Source organism: Streptomyces sp. NPDC008163 (assembly GCF_042956885.1).
Lineage (GTDB): Bacteria > Actinomycetota > Actinomycetes > Streptomycetales > Streptomycetaceae > Streptomyces > Streptomyces drozdowiczii_A.
Genome location: NZ_JBIBHG010000004.1, coordinates 88,940 through 104,826 on the forward strand (window position 1 = coordinate 88,940; position 15,887 = coordinate 104,826).

The window sequence follows — 15,887 nt, forward strand, 5'->3', positions numbered from 1 at the left end:
GTGTCTGCTAGCTCCCTCGGTATACGGAGTAGCCGAACGGGTTGAGCAGCAGCGGTACGTGGTAGTGCTCGCCCGGGGTGACGGCGAAAGTGATCGCCACCTCGGGGAAGAACGCGCCGCTGTCCCTTACGCGGGGGGCGTCCTGCTGCGCCTCGGCTTGCTTCTTGGCTGTGAAGTACGGCTCGGTCTCGAAGTCGAGCCGTACGTGGGTGGTGCCCTCCGGCAGGGCCGGCAGGTCCTTGCAGCGCCCGTCCGCATCGGTCGCGGAGCCCCCGAGCGTCACCCACTCGGCGTCGGCGCCCGGGCGGGCGGCGAGCGAGACGGCGACATCGGCGGCGGGGCGGCCGATGCTGGTGTCCAGGATGTGGGTGGACACCGATGCGGTGGCGAAGGTGCTCAAGACCTTCACTCTCCTTCTGTTACGCGTCTTCCGTGACGAGGCGGGTGAGGCGGATGCGGTTGATCTTGCCCAGTTCGGTGCGCACGATCCCCCGCTCCTGCTCGGGGGGGTTCCCGATCCGGGACTTCACCGCGTCGCGCATCTGCTCACCGGTGGCGCCGGTGGCGCAGATCAGGAAGACATGTCCGAACCGCTCCTGGTAGGCCAGGTTGAGTTCGAGCATCTCGGCCTTGAGCTCCTCGGAGGCCCCGGCCATCCCCCGCTGTTCGCGGGAGGAGGTCGGGTCCCCGGGCTTCGGGCGGCCGATCGGCGGGTGACCGGCCATGGCCTCCGCCAGGTCCTCCGCGTCGAGTGCCGCCGTGGCGGTGTCGCTCGCGGAGAGCAGGGCTTCGGTGGTGGCGTACGGGCGGTGGGCGAGGATCGCTCGCCCCCATGCCGCACTGGCACACACCTCGTGCAGTGCGGCGGCCGCCTCGGCGTCCGCCTGGGTGTTGAACCGGGCGAGGCCCGGCGTGGAGCTCGAAGTCACGGGAGCCTCCGTGGCTGTTCTTCGCTGTGCGTTGGTCGGGCTGCGGATAGCTAACGCCCTCCGCAACACGACGTCAACAGTTTGTTGAAATTCCGTATACAGAAAAAGCCGCCGCCCGGTGGTACGGGCGGCGGCTTGATCGATCATGTGTCGGCAGCCTGTGCATGGGTGGTCCAACTACCCGCTCTTGGCGCCGTTTTCCCTGTTCAGGTAGTTGTACACGGTGAACCTGGAGACGCCCAGCGCCCCCGCCACGGTCTCGACCCCGTGCCTTACGGAGAAGGCACCGCGTGCCTCCAGGAGCCGGACGGCCTCCTGCTTGGCCTTGCGGTCCAGCTCGGCCAGCGGCATGCCGTGCCGGCGCTCCATCGCGGCCAGGATGTGGTCCAGCGACTCCGAGAGCTGCGGCAGCCGGACCGCCACGACGTCCTCGCCCTCCCAGGCCAGCACCACGTCGTCGGGGTGCGCCTCACCGGGGCCGACGAGCTCGGCCCCCATCGCGTCCGCGAGCGGCTTCACGGCGGTGACGAGGGGGTGGTCCACCGGTCCGGTCACTTCGGGTCCTCTCCGATGACGTTGACCTGGAGCGAGACCCGGGTGGCACCCGATGCCAGCGCTTGCCGCAGCAGGCTGTCCACCGCGGTGAGCACCTCGTCGGCACCGCCCTCCGCCGTGTTGCCGAACGGGCCGACGTCGACGGCGTCCAGCTCGGCCCCCTGGATGACCTCGCGCGCCACGACCGCGTGCGCGGGCGCCTCGTCCAGATCGAAGGGCTCGGTGGTGAACTCCACTCTCAAGCGCATGGTGCCTCCCTGATACGTCGCACCGCGTCCGGTGCGACCTGCGGCTCGGGCTCGACCCTAACGCCCTACACCGGCAGCACGCAGACCGCCGCCGGAGCCGCGTACGGCGTCCCGGCCGAGGTCAGGGAGCCCGATGCGGCGTCCACCCGGAAGGCGGTGACCGTGCCGGACTTCTGGTTGGCGGCGAAGAGCAGGGTGCCGTCCGGCGAGAACGCGGTGTGCCGCGGGAAGTCGCCGCCCACGGGCACGGTGTCGAGCAGGCGCAGCGCGGCCCCGCCGTCCTCGATCGCGTACCGGGTGATGCTGTTGTGACCCCGGTTCGCGAGATAGGCGAACCGGCCGTCGCCGGTGACCAGGAACTGCGCGGGGTAGCTGGTGCCGGAGCCGGTGCCGGTGGACTGCGGGTCCCCGGGGGTGAGCACGCCCGTAGCGGGATCGTAACCGCAGACCACCGCCGTGTTGTCGAGCTCGCAGGCCAGGTACGCGTGGCGCCCGTCGGGGTGGAAGGTGAGGTGGCGGGGCCCGGCGCCCGGCCGCAGCGCGGCGTACGACACCTGCTCCAGGGTGCCGTCCGTCTCGTCGAGCCGGTACGTGTAGACCGTGTCGTTGCCCAGGTCGACGGCCAGGACGTGGTCGCCGTCGGGGGCCGTGATGATCTGGTGCGCGTGCGGGCCGTCCTGCCCCGGTCCGGGGGCGGGCGAGCTGTGGGCGACCAGGTCGGTGCGCTCCCCCACCGACCCGTCCTCGGCCAGGGGGTGCACGGCGACGCTGCCGGAGGTGTAGTTGGCGCTGAGCAGCCACCGCCCGCCCGGGTGGACCGAGAGGTGGCAGGGTCCGGCGCCGCCGGTCGACCGGGTGCCGAGGACGCTGAAGGTGCCGTCGTCGGCGAGGGCGACCGCGGTGACGCCGCCGTTCTGCTGCTCGTCGACCGCGTAGAGCGTGGCGCCCGTGGGGTGGAGGGCGAGGTACGAGGGGTTCTCGACGCCCGTGACGACGGTGCGGGCGGTGATGCCCGCCGTCTCCGGGTCGTACGCGGCGACGCCGACGCCGGTCCCGCCGGGGCTGGTCGAGGTGTAGGTGCCGAGGTAGAGGGTGCGGGTGCCGAGGGCCGCCGGGTGGGCGGGGTGCGGCGGGTGGTGGGGGTGGTGGGGCGCGGGGCGGTGCGCGGTGCGCGGGAGGCTGGGGGCGGCGGCGAGGGCGCCGCCCGCCAGGAGGGCTCCGAGCAGCGTGCGGCGGCTGGTGGGGGACGTCATGCGAGGCACCTCGTGGGGTCGGTTGCGTCGGATGTCGCAGCCACAGTGGCCTGACCCGGGTCCCACCGCAAGAGGTGCACCGGTCATTGCACAGGACGCAACGCGTGGGCGACACGTGAGCCGGGCGTGCGCGGCGCCCGGTTCACGGCAGCCCCCTCAGTCGCCGGACTGAATGTCACCCCGCGTCGAGGACGTGATCGGCTCGCGCTGTGCGAAGTCGCCCGGCGGGATGCCCGGATGGTGGCCGCCCTCGACCGGTTCGACGGCGGCGGCCGGCCCGAGGGCCAGCCGGGACACGATGCGGTAGCGGTCACCCCGGTAGAGCGAGTGCACGTACTCGACGGGACGGCCCGTGGTGTCCGAGGTCAGCCGCTCGAAGAGCAGCGCGGGCGAGAGCTCGGGCACGTCCAGGAGGCGGGCCTCGGCCCGGGTCACCACGGTCGGCTCGATCGCCTGGACCGCCTCGTGGACGTGCACGTCGTGGCGCTCGCGCAGGTGCTCGTAGAGGTCGCCGCTCTCCAGCTCCTCGGCGGACAGGCCGGGCACCAGCTCGGCCCGGATGTGCAGGTGCTCGATGGCCATGGGCGCGCCGTCGACCAGCCGGAGCCGGGCGACGTACACGATGTCGGCCGCCGGCGACATGCGCAGCTTCCGGCCGACCCGGGCACCGGCCTGGACGGTGGTGAACTCCAGGAGCCGGCTCGACCAGGCCCCGGCCGCCTGCGGGACCGACAGGGCGAGGTCGGCCGAGATCAGCTCCTGGGTGATCTTCTCGGGCGCGACGAACATGCCCCGGCCGTGCTCCCGCACCAGGAGCCCGGTCGCGACCAGCTCGTCCACCGCGGCGCGCAGGGTGGGCCGGGAGACGCCGAGCGCGGCGCACAGGGACCGCTCCGAGGGGATCGCGTCGCCCGGGCGCCGGGACTCGATCATTTCCAGGATGGCGTCACGGGCCCGCTCCCGTTTGAGCACCGTCCCCGATGCGTCGGCGTCCATGAGCTGCCCCCTTCTGGCGGGTTAGGTACCTGACCACTGGACCACTGGTCAGGTGGAGTGTAGCCGCTTTCGCGGACGCCTCCGCCGGAGGATCGCCAAAATCCTTTGAATACTGGGGTCTTGACGGCTCCATTGGTCCATGCCACCTTCATCCACCAACAAGAGGTGAGCTGTCCAGCGGCCTTCACTGGTCAGGTGGTCAGGTCCTGTTCTCCCAGAGGTGAACCGTGAAGTACCGCTTGCTTGCCGGTGGGTCCGTGCTCGTGCTGGCCGCCGTCCTCAGCGCCTGTGGCTCGTCCGACGACTCGTCCGACTCCTCCGGCGACGGCCGGACCAGCATCGACGTCTGGCTGATGCGCGACAGCGTCTCGGCGCAGTTCCAGAAGGAGTTCGTCCAGGGCTTCGAGAAGGCGCACCCCGACATCCGGGCCCGGGTCCAGATCCAGGAGTGGGACGGCATCGGCGAGAAGATCACCGCCGCGCTCGCCAGCAACGACGCCCCGGACGTCATCGAGAGCGGCAACACCCAGGTCGCACAGTTCGCGCAGAGCGGCGGGCTGCTCGACCTCAGCGACAAGGTGGACGAGCTGAACGGCAAGGACTGGCTCAAGGGCCTCGCCGAGCCGGGCGCGTACGAGGGCAAGCAGTACGGCATCCCGTACTACGCCGCCAACCGCGTGGTCATCTACCGCACCGACCTCTTCGAAAAGGCCGGCATCGACGCGAAGACCATCAAGACCCGCGACCAGTGGGTCGCCGCGACCGAGAAGCTCAACAAGGGCGGCAACCAGGGCATCTACCTGCCGGGCCAGACCTGGTACGCCCTGGCCGGCTTCGTCTGGGACGAGGGCGGCGACCTCGCCACCGAATCCGGGGGGAAGTGGAAGGGCGCCCTGGACACCCCGGAGGCGCTGCGCGGCATGGAGTTCTACAAGAAGCTCCAGGCGCTCGGCAAGGGCCCCAAGGACGCCGACGAGGCCGATCCGCCGCAGGCCGATGTGATGGCGCAGGGCAAGGTCGCCCAGGTCATCTCCACGCCGGGCGGCGCCAACGTCGTCATCGAGAAGAACCCGGACCTGAAGGGGAAGCTGGGCTTCTTCCCGATCCCGGGCAAGACCGCCGAAACGCCGGGTGCCGTCTTCACCGGCGGCTCCGACCTGGTGATCCCCACCGCCTCCGGCAAGCAGGAGGCGGCGCTCACCTTCATCAAGGAACTCACCGGTGACGCCTGGCAGAAGAAGCTCGCCGTCGCCATGAGCTACGTGCCGAACCGGACCACGCTCGCCTCCGCCGTGGCCGCCGACCCGGGCGCGGCGGCGATGGCGGTCGGCGCGGCGAACGGCCACGCCACGCCCAACACCCCGAGCTGGGCCGCGGTCGAGGCCGAGAACCCGATCAAGGACTACATGACCGCCGTCCTCACCGGGGGTGACCCGGCGAAGGAGGCCGGCAAGGCGTCCGCCGACATCACCCGGGCCATGAACTCCGGTTCCTGATCCCCCTCCCACACCCCACACCGTCGAGAGGAGGCGTGCCGTGTCGGTCATCCGGGAACGGACCGCACCCCCCAGTCCCAAGCGCCGGGCCGTACCCGGCACGTCCGGACCGCCGCCCCGCCGGCGGCGGTCCGGGGAACCGCGCGGCATCTGGCCGTACGCCCTGATCGCACCGGCCGTCGGCGGGATGCTCTACCTGCTGGTCTATCCGCTGCTGCGGGCGGTCCTGATCTCGCTCCAGGACTTCCGGCTGCGGCAGCTGATCACGGGGGACGCGGAGTTCGTCGGGCTGCGCAACTACCGCACCCTGCTGAGCGATCCGCGATTCTGGGAGGTGGTCCGGCGCACCTTCCTGTTCATGGCGGTCAACGTGGTCCTGATCATGGTGATCGCGACGCTGGTCGCCCTGATGACCGAGCGCCTGGGCAGGACCGCCCGGACGGTGGTGCTCAGTTCGCTGGTGCTGGCCTGGGCCATGCCGGTGATCGCGGCCACCACGGTCTTCCAGTGGCTGTTCCACTCCGAGTTCGGCATCGTCAACCACCTGCTGACCGGCGCCGGCTTCTCCTCGTTCGACCGCTACCCGTGGTTCGCGCACGGCACCGCCGCCTTCGCCATCCTGGTGCTGCTGGTCGTGTGGCAGTCGGTGCCGTTCGCGGCGATCACCCTCTACTCCGGGCTGACCACGGTCCCCACCGAGCTGTACGAGTCGGCGCGGCTGGACGGGGCGAGCGGCGCCCGCGTCTTCCGCTCGGTCACCCTGCCGGTGCTCCGGCCGATCTTCCTGCTGGTGTTCTCGCTGGAGGTGATCTGGACGTTCAAGGCGTTCGTCCAGATCTGGGTGATGACCCGGGGCGGCCCGGGCGACGCCACGACGATCCTGCCCGTGTACGCGGTCCAGACCGCGCTCTCCGGCCAGCGTTACGACCTGGGCTCGGCCGCCTCGATGGTCACCGTGGTCCTGATGTCCGGGGTGCTCGTCCTCTACTTCCGCCAGATGTTCCGCCAGGAGGACGAGATCCGATGAGCCGTCTCCGTAGCGCCCGACTGCGGCGGCTTCCGCTGAACGCCGCCGCCGCGCTGACCGTCCTGGTCTGTCTGTTCCCCGTCTACTGGATGATCTCCACCGCGTTCAAACCGTCCAAGGACATCCAGTCCTCCGACCCGCAGCTCTTCCCGCACACCTGGACGCTCGACCACTTCCGCACCGCCGTGCAGGCCGACGGCTTCGGGATGTTCTGGCGCAACAGCGTGCTGGTGACGGTGAGTTCGATCCTGCTGGCCCTGATCGTGGCGCTCGCCTCGGCGTACGCGGTGGCCAGGCTGCGCTGGAAGGGCCGGCGGCAGTTCATGCTCATGGTGTTCATCGCGCAGATGGCGCCCTGGGAGTCGCTGATCATCCCGATCTACATCATCTCCCGCGACACGGACATGCTGGACCGGCTGCCGACGCTGACCCTCGTCTACTTCATGGTCACGCTGCCGTTCTCGGTGATCGTGCTGCGCGGCTTCATCGGGACGATCCCGCCGGAGCTGGAGGAGGCCGCGCAGGTCGACGGCTGCACCAGGACCAGCGCGTTCCGGAAGGTCGCCCTGCCACTGCTCGCACCGGGGCTGATGGCCACCTCGCTGTTCGGCTTCATCACCGCCTGGAACGAGTTCGCGTACGCCAACTTCCTGATCATCAAGCACCAGGACAGCCGCACCCTGCCGGTCTGGCTGTCCTCCTTCCAGAACACCTTCGGCACCGACTGGGGCGCCACGATGGCCGCCTCCACCCTCTTCGCCCTGCCCGCGCTGGTGGTCTTCCTGCTGCTCCAGCGCCATGTCACCTCCGGCTTCGCGGCCGGCGCCGTCAAGGGCTGACCGTCCCCCGCTCCCCTCCCGGAGGCCCCGCATGCCCGCACCCCGCCCCGAGCACTCCCTCGTCCCCCGCCCCCGCAAGGTCTCCGCGCGCCCCGGCCGCTTCACTCTGACCCCGGACACGGGTATCCGTGCCTACCCCGGCGCCGAGGCCGCCGCCGACCTGCTGCGCACCCTGCTCGCGCCCGGCACCGGGCTCCCCCTCGCCCCCTCCGCCACCGGCCGCATCGTGCTCGCCCTGGACCCGCAGCTGAGCGGCCTCGGCGAGGAGGGGTACGGGCTCACCATCGGCCCGGACACGGTGCTGCTGCGGGCCGCCGGGCTGCCCGGGCTGCTGTGCGGGGTCCAGACGCTGCGCCAGCTGCTGCCCGCCGAGGCGCTCTCGGCGGGGGCCCGGCGCGGCGGGGCGTGGACGCTGCCGTGCGTGGAGATCAGCGACGTCCCGGCGCATCCGTGGCGCGGCACGATGCTCGACGTGGCCCGGCACTTCCAGCCGGTCTCCTACCTGCGTCGTTACGTGGACCTGATGGCCCTGCACAAGCTCAACACCCTGCACCTCCACCTCACCGACGACCAGGGCTGGCGGATGCCGATCGCCGCGTACCCGAAGCTGACGGGGATCGGCGGCCACCGCAGCCAGTCGATGGCCGGTCCGCCGGGCGGCCCCGTCGAGAGCTTCGACGGCCTGCCGCACTCGGGGGCGTACACCACTCAGGAGCTGCGCGACCTCGTCCGGTACGCCGGGGAGCGCGGGGTGCGGGTGGTGCCGGAGATCGAGATGCCCGGCCATGTCCGGGCCGCCCTGGCCGCCCATCCGGAGCTGGGCAACGACCCGTCGCGGCGGCTGGGCGTGTGGACCAAGTGGGGCGTGTGCGAAACGGTGTTCGGGGTGCACGAGGAGGTCTTCGACTTCTGCCGGACGGTGCTCGACGAGGTCATGGACGTCTTCCCGTCGCCGTACATCCACGTCGGCGGCGACGAGTGCCCGACCACGGAGTGGGAGAACAGCCCGGCAGCCCGGGAGCGGGCCGCCGCCGAGGGGCTGCCCGACGCGCGGGCCCTGCACGGCTGGTTCATGGGCCGCATCGGGGCGCACGTCACCGAGCGGGGCCGTATCCCGGTCGGCTGGGCCGAGACCGGCACCGAACTCCCCCCGGAATTCACGGTGATGACCTGGCGCGACCCGGCCCACGCCCGCGCCGCCGCCCGCCGCGGCCACCAGGTGGTCGCCGCCCACTACCGGGCCACCTACCTCGACTACGCGGAATCCGCCGCCCCCGGCGAACCGCTCACGCAGCCGGGCCCGCCGGTCGAGCTGCGCACGGTGCACGGCGACCGCTCGCTGACCGACGACTGGGAGCCGGGCGACGCGGTCCGGCTGCTCGGCACGCAGGCCCAGCTGTGGACCGAGTACGCGCGCACCCCGGACCGGATCGAGTACCAGACGTATCCGAGGCTGTGCGCCCTCGCGGACCGCGCCTGGTCCGGCGGCGGCGACGGCTGGCCCGGCTTCCTCGCCCGCCTCGGCCACCACACCACCCGCCTGGACGCGTTGGGCGTCCGCTACCGCCCCCTGACCCCCCGGCCGCTCACCGCGGCGTCCCCAGGAACAGCGCCGACCCCGTGAATCCGCGCTCCCCAGGAACAGCGCCACCTTCGTGAATCCCCGCTCCCCCACGACGTTCCCGGAAGGAACAGACGCATGAAGTCACACGCGAAGAGCCGGCTGCGCGCCGCCGCCGCGGCCGCCGTCACCGTGGCGCTCGGCTGTACGGCCCTGGCCGCCGTCCCCACGACGGCGAGCGCCGCCGGTGAGCCGATCGCCGTGCAGTACCGCACCGGCGCGTCCGGCGCGAGCGCCGACCAGAGCGAGCCCTGGCTGAAGGTGCGCAACACCGGCAGCAAGTCCGTGCAGCTCAGCGACGTGAAGATCCGCTACTACTTCAAGGGCGACGCGGTGGGCGAGGTCTACCGGTTCGCCTGCTCCTGGGCGGTGAAGGGCTGCGGGAACATCACGGGGACGTTCGGCACGCTCGCCAAGCCGACCGCCACCGCCGACCGTTACCTGGAGATCGGCTTCACCTCCGGCGCGGGTTCGCTGGCACCGGGGGCCGACTCCGGTGACATGCAACTGCGGTTCTACCGGTCCAACTGGCAGCCGCTGGTGCAGAGCGACGACTACTCGTTCGGCGCCGGCGCGACCTCGTACGCCGACTGGACGAAGGTGACCGCGCAGCTCGGCGGCACCAAGGTCTGGGGCACGGCGCCCGAGGGCAACGACCCCACCGATCCGACCGACCCCACGGACCCGACCGACCCGGGTGACCCGGGCGAGAACGGGCCGACGCTCTTCGACGACTTCAACTACAGCAGCCACAGCGACCCGCAGATCGCCGCGCACGGCTGGAGCGTCCGCTCCAACGCGGGCGGGCCCGGCGTGCCCGGTGCCACCTGGGCACCGGACAAGGTCACGTTCGCCTCGCAGAGCGGCAACTCCATCATGAACCTGGAGACGTCGACGGCGGGCACCGGTGAGTCCACCAAGCAGACCGAGATCCTGACCCAGTCCATGAAGTTCCGCAACGGCACCTACGCGGCCCGGGTCAAGTTCAACGACGCGCCGAAGTCGGGCCCGGACGGCGACCACCTGGTCCAGACGTTCTTCACCATCAACGACCTCAAGGCGCCGATGGCGGACGACTACGCCGAGTACGACTTCGAGTACCTGCCCAACGGCGGCTGGGGCGAGAGCGGCAACATCCTCTACACCACCTCGTGGGAGACCTACCGGCCCGACCCGTGGGAGGCCGTCAACCAGCACACCGAGTCCCGGCAGAGCTACGCCGGCTGGCACGACCTGGTGGTGACCATCGACAACAGCGCGATCACGTATTACATCGACGGCCAGCTCTTCGGCACGCACGGCGCGGCCTACCTGCCGGAGCGCGGGATGTCGATCAACTTCAACCAGTGGCTGATCGACCTGGCCGGGCAGACGAGCACCACGCCCCGCGCGTACGACCAGCAGGTCGACTACGTCCTGCACGTGAAGGACAAGGTCCTCACGCCTTCGCAGGTGAACGCGAAGGTCGCCGCGTACCGCGCGGCGGGGACGACGTTCCAGGACACCGTTCCGGCCGGATGATCCGGTAGCGGATACGCGGGCGGGGCGAAGGCCGACGGGCCTCCGCCCCGCCCTTTCGCATGCTCTCCGAGAGGCGCGCGCCACCTCCCTGACCGGCACGAATTCCGGGCACCCCCTTGACAGCCCCGCCACCCTCCGGGCAATCTTCCATTAAGCAGAAATAAACTTCCGCAATACGGAAGGAGCGCCGAAACCCTCATGGGCTACCCGGACCAGCGCTTCGATGTGAACCTCTCGATCCTCTTCACGGAACTCCCGCTCCTGGAGCGTCCCGCGGCAGCCGCCGCGGCCGGCTTCACGGCGGTCGAGCTGTGGTGGCCCTGGATCGAGACCCCCACCCCCGAGCAGGCCGAGCTCGACGCCCTCAAGAAGGCGCTCGACGACGCCGGCACCCAGCTGGTGGGCCTGAACTTCTACGCCGGACAGCTCCCCGGCCCCGACCGCGGCGCGCTCTCCGTGCCCGGTACGGAGTCGGAGCGCTTCCGGGCCAACATCGAGGTGGCGGCCGACTTCGCCGCCTCGGTCGGCTGCAAGGCGCTCAACGCGCTGTACGGCAACCGGGTCGACGGCGTCGACCCCGCCGCCCAGGACGAACTCGCCCTGGAGAACCTGGTGCCGGCGGCCCGCGCCGCCGACCGGATCGGCGCGGTGCTGCTGATCGAGACCCTGAACGCGCCGGAGTCCCCGCGCTACCCGCTGGTGAGCGCACCGGCCGGGATCGAGGTCGTCGACCGGGTCAACGCCGCCACCGGCCTGGGCAACGCGAAGTTCCTGCTGGACCTGTACCACCTGTCGATGAACGGCGAGGACCTCAGCCAGGTCATCACCGCGTACGCCGACAGGACCGGGCACGTCCAGATCGCCGACAACCCGGGCCGCGGCGCGCCCGGCACCGGCTCGCTCCCCCTGGAGCAGCTCCTGGACGAGCTGACGAAGGCCGGTTACGAGGGCTGGGTCGGGCTGGAGTACAAGCCCGGCGACCGCCCGAGCGCCGACTCCTTCGACTGGCTCCCGGCCGCCGCGCGGCCCGCCCGCTAGGGCCCGGAGCCCCTCTACACGCTGATCGGAAGGCACCCTCATGAGCAACAACCTCCCCAAGGTTGCGTGGATCGGTCTCGGCATCATGGGTTCGCCCATGTCGGAGAACCTGATCAAGGCCGGTTACGACGTCACCGGTTACACCCTGGAGCAGGACAAGGTCGACCGCCTGGCCGCGGCCGGCGGCACCGGCGCCTCCTCGATCGCCGAGGCGGTCGAGGACGCGGACGTGGTCATCACGATGGTGCCCGCGTCGCCGCAGGTCGAGGCCATCGCCTACGGCCCCGACGGCATCCTGGAGAACACGAAGCGCGGGGCGCTGCTGATCGACATGTCCTCGATCACCCCGCAGACCTCCGTGGACCTCGCGAAGAACGCCGCCGAGAAGGGCATCCGGGTCCTGGACGCCCCCGTCTCCGGCGGTGAGGCCGGTGCGATCGAGGCCGTCCTCTCCATCATGGTGGGCGGCGAGCAGGCGGACTTCGACGCCGCGAAGCCGCTGCTCGAAGCGCTCGGCAAGACCATCGTGCTGTGCGGCCCGCACGGCTCGGGCCAGACGGTGAAGGCCGCGAACCAGCTGATCGTCGCGGTGAACATCCAGGCGTGCGCCGAGGCCGTGGTCTTCCTGGAGAAGTCCGGCGTGGACCTCGCCGCCGCACTGGACGTGCTGAACGGCGGCCTGGCCGGCTCGACCGTGCTGACCCGCAAGAAGGACAACTTCCTGAACCGGGACTTCGCCCCGGGCTTCCGGATCGACCTGCACCACAAGGACATGGGCATCGTCACGGACGCCGCCCGCAACGTCGGTGCCGCGCTGCCGGTCGGCGGTGTGGTCGCCCAGCTCGTCGCCTCGCTGCGCGCGCAGGGTGACGGCGGCCTGGACCACTCGGCGCTGCTGCGCTCGGTGGAGCGCCTGTCGGGTCAGCCGGTCAAGGGCTGACCCCGCCCGCTCCACCCCTCCCCCCAGACTTCCGGACGGTGCCGTCGCTGACACCTGTCCTGTCGCGCCCAGGCGCCGGCACCGTCCGGAACACCCTCCCACCAAGAATTTCAACAAACTGTTGACGTCAGGTTCGGAGCGTACCTACGCTCCTGGAGCCCCGAGCCGTCGCAGTTCAGCAGCTCCCCGTACGGAAGGTCGCCCCGACACCATGACGCAGCGTGTGCTTACGACCGAGTCCGGCGCCCCGGTCGCCGACAACCAGAACTCCGCCACCGCGGGTGCCGGAGGCCCGATCCTCCTCCAGGACGGGCACCTCCTGGAGAAGCTCGCCCGCTTCAACCGGGAGCGCATCCCGGAGCGCGTGGTGCACGCCCGGGGCTCCGGCGCGTACGGCTACTTCGAGGTGACCGACGACGTCACCGCCTTCACCCGCGCCGACTTCCTCTCCGAGGTGGGCCGCCGCACCGAGACGTTCCTCCGCTTCTCGACCGTCGCCGACTCGCTGGGCGGCGCGGACGCGGTGCGCGACCCGCGCGGTTTCGCCGTCAAGTTCTACACCGAGGAGGGCAATTACGATCTCGTCGGCAACAACACCCCGGTGTTCTTCATCAAGGACCCGATCAAGTTCCCCGACTTCATCCACTCGCAGAAGCGCGACCCGTTCACGGGCCGTCAGGAGCCGGACAACGTCTGGGACTTCTGGGGCAACTCCCCCGAGGCCACGCACCAGGTGACCTGGCTGATGGGCGACCGCGGCATCCCCGCCTCGTACCGCCACATGAACGGCTTCGGCTCGCACACGTACCAGTGGACGAACGCCGCGGGTGACGCGTACTTCGTGAAGTACCACTTCAAGACCAATCAGGGTGTGCGCTCCCTCTCCGCCGACCAGGCCGCCGAGCTCGTCGGCAAGGACGGCAGCTCGCACCAGACGGACCTGCTCCAGGCCATCGAGCGCGGTATGAACCCGTCCTGGACGCTGTACGTGCAGCTCATGCCGGCCGCCGAGGCGGCGGACTACCGCTTCAACCCGTTCGACGTCACCAAGGTGTGGCCGCACGCGGACTACCCGCTCCAGCGGGTGGGCCGGCTGGTGCTGGACCGCAACCCGGACAACGTCTTCGCCGAGGTCGAGCAGGCCGCGTTCTCGCCGAACAACTTCGTGCCCGGCATCGGCCCGTCCCCGGACAAGATGCTCCAGGGCCGCCTCTTCGCCTACGCGGACGCGCAGCGCTACCGCCTGGGCATCAACCACACCCAGCTCCCGGTGAACGCGCCGCGCGCCGCCACCGCGGACAACTACGGCCGCGACGGCCTCCACGCCACGCGGTACGGCTCGCGCCACGACAAGAACTACGAGCCCAACTCGTACGCGGGCCCCGCCCAGACGGACACGGCGCTCTCCGCCCCGCTCCCCGTCCAGGGCTGGACCGGCACCCACGAGGCGCCCCTCCACACCAAGGACGACGACTTCTTCCAGGCCGGCGAGCTGTACCGCCTGATGACGGCCGACGAGAAGGACCGCCTGATCGCGAACATCGCGGGCGGCCTGTCCCAGGTCTCCCGGGACGACGTCATCGAGAAGAACCTCGCCCACTTCCACGCCGCCGACCCCGAGTACGGCAAGCGCGTGGAGGAGGCGGTCCGCGCCCTCCGCGAGGACTGACCTCCCCCCGAGCCCTGCCCGCGCCGACGCGTCCACCCGGATGAGGGGTCATCGCACGGCACGGGCAGGACGAGGCCGCGGCGGTGGCGCGATGCCAGTGCGGTGGTACGCGGGAGGGCGGCCCGGTCACCAGACCTGAAGGTCCGTGCAGCCCCCCTTCGCGCCACCGCCGCGGCCCCTGTTCTTCCGTGAACCAGGGCGCGGAGTACGGATACGGTCCCGTACTCCGCGCCCTTTTCGCGCGCTGCGGATGTTCGTCGAACGCCTCCAGAGACGTGGCGCACCCGTCCAGCCCGCCGCCTGCGACCGGAACGCCCGGAACCAGCGCTTCACCATCGGCTGAGCGAATCCCCCGGCGGATGCAGGTACGACGAGCACTGCTCCAGCTCGTCCAGCTGCGCGACATAGCGTGGTCCGATCCGTGTGCGTCCGTGGCCGAGTACCCATGGCAGCAATTCCGGGGTGGCGTCGTATTCGTCTTAGAAGCCCAGCTTCAGCTCGGACAGCTGGTCCTCGAAGCACCAGAGATCGACAAGCTCTTCCAGATGCCTGGTCGCGCTCGGGGTGCGGGCTCGCTCCCACACCTCCAGCCACGGGTTCAGTGCACCCGTGACGACCGTGACGATGTCCAGGACGTCGTGCGCCGCCGTCGGGGCCGGGTACCGGTCGAGCGTCGCCGCCCACCAGGACGCCCACAGCTCCCGCAGCGCGGCCGTCTCCGCCGGCGGCCACCCCGTCCAGTTCGCCTCGACGAACCGCGTCCCGATCAGCCCCGCGTCGAGGTGCGTCTCGCCCCTCACCAGGAGCCGCGCGATCCGGGGCACCATCCGGCGCAGCAGTTCCCCGGGCTTGTCCCAGTGCGAGGGCACCTCGCTCAGCGGCGTCGTCACGAGATCGTCGGGTACCGCTTCCGGCGGCCCGGCCAGGGCGGCGATATCGGCCGCGCCATAGCAGTACAGACACCCGTCGAGGGCGAAGTCCCGCGCCGGTACGAACACTTCGTCCAGCGCATCCAACGCCCGCCGCAACCGCTCCTGCGGATCAGCCATGACAGTCCCCTGCCGGTACTCCACCGCCCAGCGGCGAAGAGCGCGACGTTACGCCATGGCCGTCGTCGGAGAAAGCGGGTTCCTGCTGCTCATCAGCCGGAGCAGCCCTCGCCGCCGGGGAGTCGGATGAACGCGTCACCGTGCGGAAATCGAGCACCCCAGGGCTCCTCGTCCAGGAGAAGCCCGTTGGCGAGACCGCTGATGGTTCGGTACCAGCCGATCAGTACGAACAGTTCGAGTACCTGATCCTCTTCGTAGTGCATACGAAGGGCGTCCCACGCGGACTGCGTGAGCCGGGTCGTGTCGTCGAGTTCGTCCACCGCGCGGAGCAGCGCCGTATGGCGTGGCGACCATGGGGCGCTGCCCACCGCGTCGGGCTGGGCGATCGCCCGGAGCAGTTCCGGGCCCAGTCCGGCCTGCGGCGCCAGGGTCGCGGCGTGGACGCCCCACTCGTAGGCGCAGCCGGACCGCGCGGTCACGCGGGCGATGACGATCTCCCGGTCCATGGCCCTCACCCACGCCCACCCCGACCGCTGCGCCTACGTCACGCACAGACGGCCATGGCACCGCTCACCAGCAGGACCGAGCAGCCGGAGCGCCGGCCGGTCACGCGAGCTGATCCATGTCGCGCCTTTCGGATCCTGCCGGCCCCGTCCCGCCCTTCGCGATTTCGGGGCCCGGCGCGACAAGGGGTGGAACGGCCTGG

The 15,887-nt window shown here is 70.9% G+C and carries 16 protein-coding genes; 8 read left to right on the forward strand and 8 right to left on the reverse strand.

The annotated features are described in order from the left end of the window. Positions 1-7 precede the first annotated feature (7 nt). The 6 genes from uraH to ACFZAT_RS10905 all read right to left on the reverse strand — a co-directional run bounded on the left by uraH (position 8) and on the right by ACFZAT_RS10905 (position 3,981). On the reverse strand, positions 8-400 hold the full coding sequence (uraH, locus tag ACFZAT_RS10880) for a hydroxyisourate hydrolase (RefSeq protein WP_391262931.1): 393 nt from the start codon (positions 398-400) through the stop codon (positions 8-10). Positions 401-419: 19 nt separating this feature from the next. Continuing rightward, the gene (gene uraD, locus ACFZAT_RS10885; RefSeq protein WP_391262933.1) at positions 420-929 is read right to left on the reverse strand and encodes a 2-oxo-4-hydroxy-4-carboxy-5-ureidoimidazoline decarboxylase; all 510 of its coding nucleotides are present in this window, start codon (positions 927-929) and stop codon (positions 420-422) included. A gap of 177 nt (positions 930-1,106) precedes the next feature. Beyond that, positions 1,107-1,484 (reverse strand): helix-turn-helix domain-containing protein, encoded by a 378-nt coding sequence (locus ACFZAT_RS10890; RefSeq protein WP_391262934.1) that lies wholly within the window; start codon positions 1,482-1,484, stop codon positions 1,107-1,109. Continuing rightward, positions 1,481-1,732, reverse strand: a complete 252-nt coding sequence (locus ACFZAT_RS10895; RefSeq protein WP_265539553.1) for a hypothetical protein — start codon at positions 1,730-1,732, stop codon at positions 1,481-1,483. The genes ACFZAT_RS10890 and ACFZAT_RS10895 overlap by 4 nt, the downstream gene beginning before the upstream one ends. Positions 1,733-1,797: 65 nt before the next feature. Next, positions 1,798-2,985 carry a beta-propeller fold lactonase family protein gene (locus ACFZAT_RS10900; protein ID WP_391262936.1) on the reverse strand — a complete coding sequence of 396 codons (1,188 nt, stop codon included), beginning with the start codon at positions 2,983-2,985 and terminating at the stop codon, positions 1,798-1,800. Positions 2,986-3,141: 156 nt separating this feature from the next. Then, on the reverse strand, positions 3,142-3,981 hold the full coding sequence (locus ACFZAT_RS10905; protein ID WP_391262938.1) for a UTRA domain-containing protein: 840 nt from the start codon (positions 3,979-3,981) through the stop codon (positions 3,142-3,144). A 227-nt stretch (positions 3,982-4,208) separates the two neighbouring features. On the opposite strand from ACFZAT_RS10905, the gene ACFZAT_RS10910 reads away from it, so the two are divergent. The 8 genes from ACFZAT_RS10910 to ACFZAT_RS10945 all read left to right on the forward strand — a co-directional run bounded on the left by ACFZAT_RS10910 (position 4,209) and on the right by ACFZAT_RS10945 (position 14,132). Beyond that, positions 4,209-5,477, forward strand: a complete 1,269-nt coding sequence (locus ACFZAT_RS10910) for an extracellular solute-binding protein (RefSeq protein WP_391262940.1) — start codon at positions 4,209-4,211, stop codon at positions 5,475-5,477. 40 nt (positions 5,478-5,517) lie between these two features. Continuing rightward, a complete protein-coding gene (locus tag ACFZAT_RS10915; protein WP_391262942.1) occupies positions 5,518-6,504 on the forward strand; it encodes an ABC transporter permease subunit in 987 nt (328 codons plus the stop codon). Further along, entirely contained in the window at positions 6,501-7,343 is an 843-nt protein-coding gene (locus tag ACFZAT_RS10920; RefSeq protein ID WP_391262944.1) for an ABC transporter permease subunit, read from the forward strand. Before ACFZAT_RS10915 ends, ACFZAT_RS10920 begins: the two co-directional genes overlap by 4 nt. Positions 7,344-7,374: 31 nt before the next feature. Beyond that, entirely contained in the window at positions 7,375-8,967 is a 1,593-nt protein-coding gene (locus tag ACFZAT_RS10925; RefSeq protein WP_391262946.1) for a family 20 glycosylhydrolase, read from the forward strand. 75 nt (positions 8,968-9,042) lie between these two features. Then, a complete protein-coding gene (locus ACFZAT_RS10930) occupies positions 9,043-10,485 on the forward strand; it encodes a cellulose binding domain-containing protein (protein WP_391262948.1) in 1,443 nt (480 codons plus the stop codon). A gap of 198 nt (positions 10,486-10,683) precedes the next feature. Beyond that, positions 10,684-11,523 carry a TIM barrel protein gene (locus tag ACFZAT_RS10935; protein ID WP_391262950.1) on the forward strand — a complete coding sequence of 280 codons (840 nt, stop codon included), beginning with the start codon at positions 10,684-10,686 and terminating at the stop codon, positions 11,521-11,523. Between the two features lie 40 nt (positions 11,524-11,563). After that, positions 11,564-12,463 (forward strand): 2-hydroxy-3-oxopropionate reductase, encoded by a 900-nt coding sequence (locus ACFZAT_RS10940; protein ID WP_391262952.1) that lies wholly within the window; start codon positions 11,564-11,566, stop codon positions 12,461-12,463. Positions 12,464-12,674: 211 nt separating this feature from the next. Continuing rightward, the gene (locus ACFZAT_RS10945; RefSeq protein WP_391262954.1) at positions 12,675-14,132 is read left to right on the forward strand and encodes a catalase; all 1,458 of its coding nucleotides are present in this window, start codon (positions 12,675-12,677) and stop codon (positions 14,130-14,132) included. A gap of 479 nt (positions 14,133-14,611) precedes the next feature. Here the strand turns inward: ACFZAT_RS10945 and ACFZAT_RS10950 are convergent, their stop codons facing one another. Next, positions 14,612-15,181, reverse strand: coding sequence for a hypothetical protein (locus ACFZAT_RS10950; protein WP_391262956.1), 570 nt, complete (start codon positions 15,179-15,181; stop codon positions 14,612-14,614). Positions 15,182-15,273: 92 nt separating this feature from the next. Further along, positions 15,274-15,687, reverse strand: a complete 414-nt coding sequence (locus tag ACFZAT_RS10955) for a carboxymuconolactone decarboxylase family protein (RefSeq protein WP_391262958.1) — start codon at positions 15,685-15,687, stop codon at positions 15,274-15,276. Positions 15,688-15,887: the final 200 nt, after the last annotated feature.

Excerpts from the sequence above, each read along its gene's own strand:
- ACFZAT_RS10895 (WP_265539553.1), bottom strand. The coding sequence starts at position 1,732 with ATGCGCTTGAGAGTGGAGTTCACCACCGAGCCCTTCGATCTGGACGAG.
- ACFZAT_RS10900 (WP_391262936.1), bottom strand. The coding sequence starts at position 2,985 with ATGACGTCCCCCACCAGCCGCCGCACGCTGCTCGGAGCCCTCCTGGCG.
- ACFZAT_RS10905 (WP_391262938.1), bottom strand. The coding sequence starts at position 3,981 with ATGGACGCCGACGCATCGGGGACGGTGCTCAAACGGGAGCGGGCCCGT.
- ACFZAT_RS10920 (WP_391262944.1), top strand. The coding sequence starts at position 6,501 with ATGAGCCGTCTCCGTAGCGCCCGACTGCGGCGGCTTCCGCTGAACGCC.
- ACFZAT_RS10925 (WP_391262946.1), top strand. The coding sequence starts at position 7,375 with ATGCCCGCACCCCGCCCCGAGCACTCCCTCGTCCCCCGCCCCCGCAAG.
- ACFZAT_RS10930 (WP_391262948.1), top strand. The coding sequence starts at position 9,043 with ATGAAGTCACACGCGAAGAGCCGGCTGCGCGCCGCCGCCGCGGCCGCC.
- ACFZAT_RS10935 (WP_391262950.1), top strand. The coding sequence starts at position 10,684 with ATGGGCTACCCGGACCAGCGCTTCGATGTGAACCTCTCGATCCTCTTC.
- ACFZAT_RS10940 (WP_391262952.1), top strand. The coding sequence starts at position 11,564 with ATGAGCAACAACCTCCCCAAGGTTGCGTGGATCGGTCTCGGCATCATG.
- ACFZAT_RS10945 (WP_391262954.1), top strand. The coding sequence starts at position 12,675 with ATGACGCAGCGTGTGCTTACGACCGAGTCCGGCGCCCCGGTCGCCGAC.
- ACFZAT_RS10950 (WP_391262956.1), bottom strand. The coding sequence starts at position 15,181 with ATGGCTGATCCGCAGGAGCGGTTGCGGCGGGCGTTGGATGCGCTGGAC.
- ACFZAT_RS10955 (WP_391262958.1), bottom strand. The coding sequence starts at position 15,687 with ATGGACCGGGAGATCGTCATCGCCCGCGTGACCGCGCGGTCCGGCTGC.